Genomic DNA, 6,079 nt, shown 5'->3' on the forward strand with positions numbered 1-6,079 from the left:
GACGGTGAGTCTCTAGTGGGGAGCTTGGCCAAGAAATTTTATCTGAGGGAAAATAATGATGTACAATGTCAATTTTCCGCTGCCTTGTGAAGATTCAAGTGAGGAACTTCTCCGACAGGAGGAATGTGCTTGATCATTTGGACTGGTATCATGACCCTCGATTGCCCCCGATCGGGGTAGGGATTTTAAGGCTTGAAGTTCAGCTTCTGGCGTTTCTGCTAATAAAGCTTGGGATTGGCTATAGAGATGGGAGTCGTCTTCCCACCCATTAATTGCCATCTCCCTTGCTCATCAACAGAGGCAATCGTTAACTGGTGTAAACTTCTTGACCGTTTGAGGATTCAATTGAGGAATTTCAATGTATATAAAGAATGTGCCTGGTCGTTCGGACTGGGATCACGGCTCTCCATTGCACTCAATTTGGCTAAGGATTTTAAGGCTTGAAGTCGGCGTGAAAGTTCCAGGTTTTCTGCTAATAAAGCTTGGCATTGGCTAGGGAGGTGGGGATAACCTTGGCACCCATCAATTGCCATTTCCCTTGCTTTATCAAGAGGGGCAACCGTCAACTCGTGTAAATTTCCTAACCTTTGAGGATTCAAGTGAGGAATTTCACGCATCTGAGGAATGTGCTTCATCGTTCGGACTGGTATCATGGCTCTCTATTGCACTCAATTGGGTTAAGGATTTTAAGGTTTCAAGCTCAGTTTCTAGGGTTTGGAGTCGGAGTGAAAGTTCCCGATTTTCTGCTAGTAAAGCTTGGGATTGGCTATGGAGGTAGGGGTCTCCTTCCCACCAGTTGATTCCCATTTCCTTTGCTTTATCAACAGAGGCAATTAACAAACGAATGCGGATATTTATAAGTTCAGTGGAGGCGATCGAAACGGAAATATCGCCGGCAATCACAATTCCTTTATCTAAAACTCGTTCGAGTATATCCGCTAAACTCGAACCTTGAGTTGCTGTTTTTAGGGAGTTGTTTGACTGGTTTCTGAGCGAGCCAGCAAAAGTGGAAGAAGTCACGGTTGGTTTCACTCAATAAGAGTATAAAATTAGTCTTTTCGCTGGGGCAAGTTGCCTCGCAGTAAAGATTGAATGGCTTTTAACGACTGATTTCCTGTCGAAGGCTCAGGAGTTGACGCTTGGGCATCGGAAGGCTCCTCTTCCTCTAGAAAGGATAAGGATTCTAACGGATTGTCCTCGAGGATTTCCCATAAAATCGCTCTTGACTTATCAACAGATAAATTTGTGCGTGACAAAAGAACATCGGCGCAGATATCACGGAAGTCCGAGTCAGCGGAGTTGGCCGCAATATCGTGAGAGGCGCAGACTTTAGCAATCATTAAACAAGAGCGCAAACCCGACGTTTTTTCAGTCGCAGTTTTCACACGAAAGGTTTTGACGAGGTTGACAATAAATAAAGCATCTTCTCGACCAATCCCCGTTTTTTGAGCAAGAATTTCTGTCTGAGTTAGTTGGTCTGGTTCAGGCATATTGATAGTTACCAACCGATCCATTAAAGCATCTTGGGTGGCATGAACCCCACAGTATTCTTCTGGGTTGGAGGTGAAAATTGCCCGAAACTGAGAATTGACTTGTAGGTAATCGGGTTGATGGCTAGTGGGCGGCAGGGTGAGAATTTTTTCTTCCAAGGCAGAGAGTAAAACGTTGTTGACCTCAGGTCGAGAACGATTGAACTCATCATAAACTAGGGTAAACCCCTCGCGACAGGCCATTGTTAAGCGAGAATCCACCCAATTGTGTTTTAGCTCGTCTTCAACTTTGAGAACGCTGTGGATATAGTTATCCATCAGTTTTTTATGGGTGTAGCCAGACTGACTACCAATTAAATCGGAACTGGTAAAGTCATCATCGCCAAAGATTAGCATCACAGGTCTGGCTAAACAATTGGCCAAGTGCATTGCCAAGGTGGTTTTTCCCGTTCCTGCTGGGCCACATAGATGAATGGAAAAACCAGAGTTTAGATAACGTAAGGCGCGGGTGGCAATTTGATCAATCGAAGGCGTAACAACAAATTGACCGGGGCGGAGGCTGAGGACGGCTCTTCTTGTTTGAGTTTCAGTAACTGTCATAGTTGAAATCTAGTAAATACCATTGATAATCCCCGCCTGAAGCGTACGGGTATTCTTGAGCTAACAACTGCTGGTTCAGGTTTCCCCTTAATAACCGAGTAGGCAAGGACGCTTGTGTTACCCGAATTTTACGGCAAGTTTAATCGTCTTTGGCTTTTAAGGCTTACCTCATAATAATATCACAAAAAATTAGGAACTGTCATCAATTAGATCTAGAACCTTGATTCTGAAGGTATTTCAGGATATTCATTAGTCAAGGGACTAAGGGTCTAAAATTCTTGTCTAGATTACTTTTCAAGACTTAAACAATGACAAGCCCAGATGCAGTCCTTTTCCCTTACCTCCTTTGTCAATAAAAGACTAATAATGACAACATTAGCTATAAACTAAGTGAAGTTTTATAATACTTCTTAATTTACCAGAGCCCTAGAGCAGCCTGAAGGGGAACCAACCAATCCTACGTTGAGTCTAGAAACTTGAAAAGGCAGGACTAGCTAGGTTTAAAACCAAAGGCTTATTGTTGTATTTTCAGATAGTCCTCTAGTTTAGCCAGGAAAAGGGACTAGAGGGTTTTTACTCTAGCCCTAGGCTTAAGTGGGTTGGAATTAACCTAGAGATTTATTTGCCAAAAACGTAGATAGACAACTCTTGACGAAATTGACGCAAATCGTCTTTTAGCTGTTTCGCTTCCGCCAAACGTCTTTCTTGAAATTGACTTAAATCATCCTTCACCTGTTTAGCTCGATCTAGATGAAGTTGGCGTAACTCGTCCTCTAGCTGTTTCGCTGCCGCTAAACGCTGTTCTTGGAATTGACTTAAATCCTCTTTCAGCTGTTTAGCTCGATCTAGACGCTGTTGACGTAAGTCGTCCGCTAGCTGCTTCGCTGCCGCTAAACGTTGTTCTTGAAATTGACGTAAATCCTCTTTTTGCTTTTCCGCCTGAGCTAAACGCTGTTTTTGGGTAGCTGTTAAAAACGCAAGGCTTTCTTGTTGAACTTTTTGGAAAGATTGGCGCAAAGCAGTTGCCTGTTCTTGCGCTTGTTTTTGTCTTTCAGTTTTGACATCCGACAAAAAAGCTTGGACTTCTTGCGAGAGTTTAGCTACTTCTCCAGCAATCGATAAACGCTCCTGGCGGAACTTTTCCATGAGAGCAGGCATGGGGTTGTCCTCAATTACTAAATACTATGGAATGGATTAGACCCAATCACCCGTTAGAAAAACCTTCACGGGGACTGGGGGGAGAGACAGTAGATTCCGACTTTTCTGATCATCCCAAAGTCGAGATAGCGAACTACCCTATCAATTATAGACTATTGCGCCCCAAGAGAGGGGTAACTAAACTCAATAGGGATTAAAGAAAAGCCGAGAATCTAGAAAACCCGGTCGGGTTTTAACTGAGCAGATAGGAGAATCTGTGAGCAATCCTTAAGCAGGAACCGCCGCAGATTGAGTCAGACCAACTGCTTCAGCATATTTGAGGTAGGTTTCAACCGAAGCGATGACTACACGAGCTTCAATCGCTAATAATTCGATTCCCACCAGAGAGACGCGAGCCCAGGCATCAATAACGATACCTTTGTCAAGGATACGATCGATAACTTCAGCTAAGCTAGAGGAAGAGTTGGTTTTTTCGACTGCCATGGTAATAGACCTTTTTGTTAGTTGTATAGGAAGTGTACAATGCTGAATCCAAATGTTGAGATAGCGAACCACCGCATCCCAAGGGGCGTGGCCTCACTACCTAAAGAATGGCCTTCCATTGCGCTATTGCGAAAAATAGAGAGGCTCACATTCTGGCGATAGGTGGTAACCCTAGCTACAAGGGTCAAAATCACGGTCACAAAAATAATTTGTCTGAGTCTAGCTTTGTTCTAGCTATCCGTTGCCGTGCCAACCCTATTAATTATAGACTATTGCGCCCCAAGAGAGGGGTAACTGAACTCAATAGAGATTAAAGAAAACCCAAGAACCTGCAAAACCCAGTCGGGTTTTCACTCAGCAGATAGGAAAATCTGGGATCAATCCTTAAGCAGGAACCGCTGCAGATTGAGTCAGACCAACGGCTTCAGCATATTTGAGGTAGGTTTCAACCGAAGCGATAACTACACGAGCTTCAATCGCTAATAATTCGATTCCCACCAGAGAGACGCGAGCCCAAGCATCAATAACGATACCTTTGTCAAGGATACGATCAATAACTTCAGCCAAGCTAGAGGAAGAGTTAGTTTTTTCAACTGCCATGGTAGTAGACCTTTTTGTTTGTATAGAGAGTGTACAGCGCTGATCCAAAAGTTGAGATGGCGAACTACCCAAGACCAAGGGGCGCAGCTTCCCACCCAAAGAATTGCTTTCTATTCCGAAAAATAGTGAGCCTCACACTCTGGTGATTGGGGGTAAACCTAGCTACAAGGGACAAAATCACGGTGACAAAAACAATTTGTCTGCGTCTAGCTTTGTCTTCGCTATCCGTTGCCGTGCCGACCCTATCAATTATAGACTATTGCGCCCCAAGACAGGGGTAACTAAACTCAACAGGGATTAAAGAAAAGCCGAGAATCTGGAAAACCCACTAGGGTTTTAACTCAGCCGATGGGAGAATCTGGGATCAATCCTTAAGCAGGAACCGCCGCAGATTGAGTCAGACCAACGGCTTCAGCATATTTGAGGTAGGTTTCAACCGAAGCGATAACTACACGAGCTTCAATCGCTAATAATTCGATTCCCACCAGAGAGACGCGAGCCCAGGCATCAATAACGATACCTTTGTCAAGGATACGATCAATAACTTCAGCCAAGCTAGAGGAAGAGTTAGTTTTTTCAACTGCCATGGTAATAGACCTTTTTGTTGTTTTCATAGAAGGTGTACAGTGCTGAAATCATGGAGGATTCAGATATCTATTTGATTTTTCTGCCTTCATCACTTCCGCAATTTCAAACATAACACCCTTGTTTTGTCGTTGTCAATATCTAATATCTAGTTTTTGGTTAAGAAATGTACGATCCTTAAGTTAAGAAATGTAGTCAATTCTCATTTTTGGGGTTAAGAAATGCCATCAATTCTCAGAAAAGATGCACCTAAGTAGGTGGGTGGAATTAAATATAAGATGAGCGGGCGTTGGGTTTCATGCTTCAACTCAACGCCCGCTCATGTTACGCTACCGCTAACCCATCCTACTGGACTGTTTCAGCTAAAATAGGGCAATAGATTCGGCTTAAAGTCTTAGATTATAGGACTTACGCACTGTACAAATTCACCATGATGTGTATGAACGAAAATCCATCGTTTCAGACTTTTGGCGATTAACTTCCCAACGATAGCGATCGCTCAAAAGTCATCAAAAAATCACGTTAAAATGCCCGAAACCCATACCTCATATTTGGTCGATCCTGTCAATGCGTAAGTCCTAGATTATAGAATCTATAGCATTTTTCTAATACACCAAATTAGCTGAAACAGTCCGCTACAAATAATTGTGCCTCCCTACTTATGCTTTCATTATTAAGCGATCGCTGGCTCTAGCCAAGAGCTGCCATGGACATAGAACAAATAAACTAATAGTGGGACTTAGACAAAAAACCAATCGAGAAAAGCCTCAACTCCAATCCCCGCTTGGGATTTACTTCGAGAAGCCCAAAATCGCTGAAACCCAGATAGATCAAGGAAAATCATAAATCGAGGTTAACCCTTTGTCCCGTAATGGTTTGAGCCTTTTTTGCTGACCGAAAACGCCTAAGTCCCAATAGTCTCTCCACAAGCTTAAACTCCTGACTGCCCATCAGCATTTGTTGAAAGGATTCTTATTCCTTCTGCTCTTAAATTCTTGGCTGCATTTTCATCTCTATCGTTATCAGTATTACATTCTGGACTTATCCATCGTTAAGTAGTTAGACAAAATTAATTACATAATTTTCTCCAAATTCTTTCAGAATTTTTTCCACAGATTCAACAAAAGTTTCCCAGCTAGAGTAGGCATCTATCCCAAGCCATT

At 43.0% G+C, this 6,079-nt stretch carries 8 protein-coding genes; all 8 read right to left on the reverse strand.

Annotated elements, in window-relative coordinates:
* Positions 1-12 precede the first annotated feature (12 nt).
* Complete coding sequence (locus H6G48_RS26570) at positions 13-279, reverse strand: hypothetical protein (protein ID WP_242034731.1); 267 nt, start codon at positions 277-279, stop codon at positions 13-15.
* A 62-nt stretch (positions 280-341) separates the two neighbouring features.
* Positions 342-653 (reverse strand): gas vesicle protein, encoded by a 312-nt coding sequence (locus H6G48_RS21890; protein WP_190723181.1) that lies wholly within the window; start codon positions 651-653, stop codon positions 342-344.
* The gene (locus H6G48_RS21895) at positions 610-1,020 is read right to left on the reverse strand and encodes a gas vesicle protein (protein ID WP_147068961.1); all 411 of its coding nucleotides are present in this window, start codon (positions 1,018-1,020) and stop codon (positions 610-612) included. Before H6G48_RS21895 ends, H6G48_RS21890 begins: the two co-directional genes overlap by 44 nt.
* A gap of 29 nt (positions 1,021-1,049) precedes the next feature.
* The gene (gene gvpN, locus H6G48_RS21900; RefSeq protein WP_002758527.1) at positions 1,050-2,090 is read right to left on the reverse strand and encodes a gas vesicle protein GvpN; all 1,041 of its coding nucleotides are present in this window, start codon (positions 2,088-2,090) and stop codon (positions 1,050-1,052) included.
* 618 nt (positions 2,091-2,708) lie between these two features.
* Complete coding sequence (gvpC, locus tag H6G48_RS21905) at positions 2,709-3,248, reverse strand: gas vesicle protein GvpC (RefSeq protein WP_190723182.1); 540 nt, start codon at positions 3,246-3,248, stop codon at positions 2,709-2,711.
* Between the two features lie 267 nt (positions 3,249-3,515).
* Entirely contained in the window at positions 3,516-3,731 is a 216-nt protein-coding gene (gene gvpA / locus H6G48_RS21910) for a gas vesicle structural protein GvpA (protein WP_002735503.1), read from the reverse strand.
* Positions 3,732-4,115: 384 nt separating this feature from the next.
* Entirely contained in the window at positions 4,116-4,331 is a 216-nt protein-coding gene (gene gvpA / locus H6G48_RS21915; protein WP_002735503.1) for a gas vesicle structural protein GvpA, read from the reverse strand.
* A gap of 371 nt (positions 4,332-4,702) precedes the next feature.
* Complete coding sequence (gvpA, locus tag H6G48_RS21920; protein ID WP_425311603.1) at positions 4,703-4,945, reverse strand: gas vesicle structural protein GvpA; 243 nt, start codon at positions 4,943-4,945, stop codon at positions 4,703-4,705.
* Positions 4,946-6,079: the final 1,134 nt, after the last annotated feature.

The organism is Microcystis flos-aquae FACHB-1344 (genome assembly GCF_014698375.1).
GTDB lineage: Bacteria > Cyanobacteriota > Cyanobacteriia > Cyanobacteriales > Microcystaceae > Microcystis > Microcystis aeruginosa.

Bases quoted from the DNA above. Each gene is read 5' to 3' on its own strand.
- gvpN (WP_002758527.1), bottom strand. From the start codon at position 2,090: ATGACAGTTACTGAAACTCAAACAAGAAGAGCCGTCCTCAGCCTCCGC.
- H6G48_RS21890 (WP_190723181.1), bottom strand. From the start codon at position 653: ATGATACCAGTCCGAACGATGAAGCACATTCCTCAGATGCGTGAAATT.
- gvpA (WP_002735503.1), bottom strand. From the start codon at position 4,331: ATGGCAGTTGAAAAAACTAACTCTTCCTCTAGCTTGGCTGAAGTTATT.
- gvpA (WP_425311603.1), bottom strand. From the start codon at position 4,945: ATGAAAACAACAAAAAGGTCTATTACCATGGCAGTTGAAAAAACTAAC.
- gvpC (WP_190723182.1), bottom strand. From the start codon at position 3,248: ATGCCTGCTCTCATGGAAAAGTTCCGCCAGGAGCGTTTATCGATTGCT.
- H6G48_RS26570 (WP_242034731.1), bottom strand. From the start codon at position 279: ATGGCAATTAATGGGTGGGAAGACGACTCCCATCTCTATAGCCAATCC.
- gvpA (WP_002735503.1), bottom strand. From the start codon at position 3,731: ATGGCAGTCGAAAAAACCAACTCTTCCTCTAGCTTAGCTGAAGTTATC.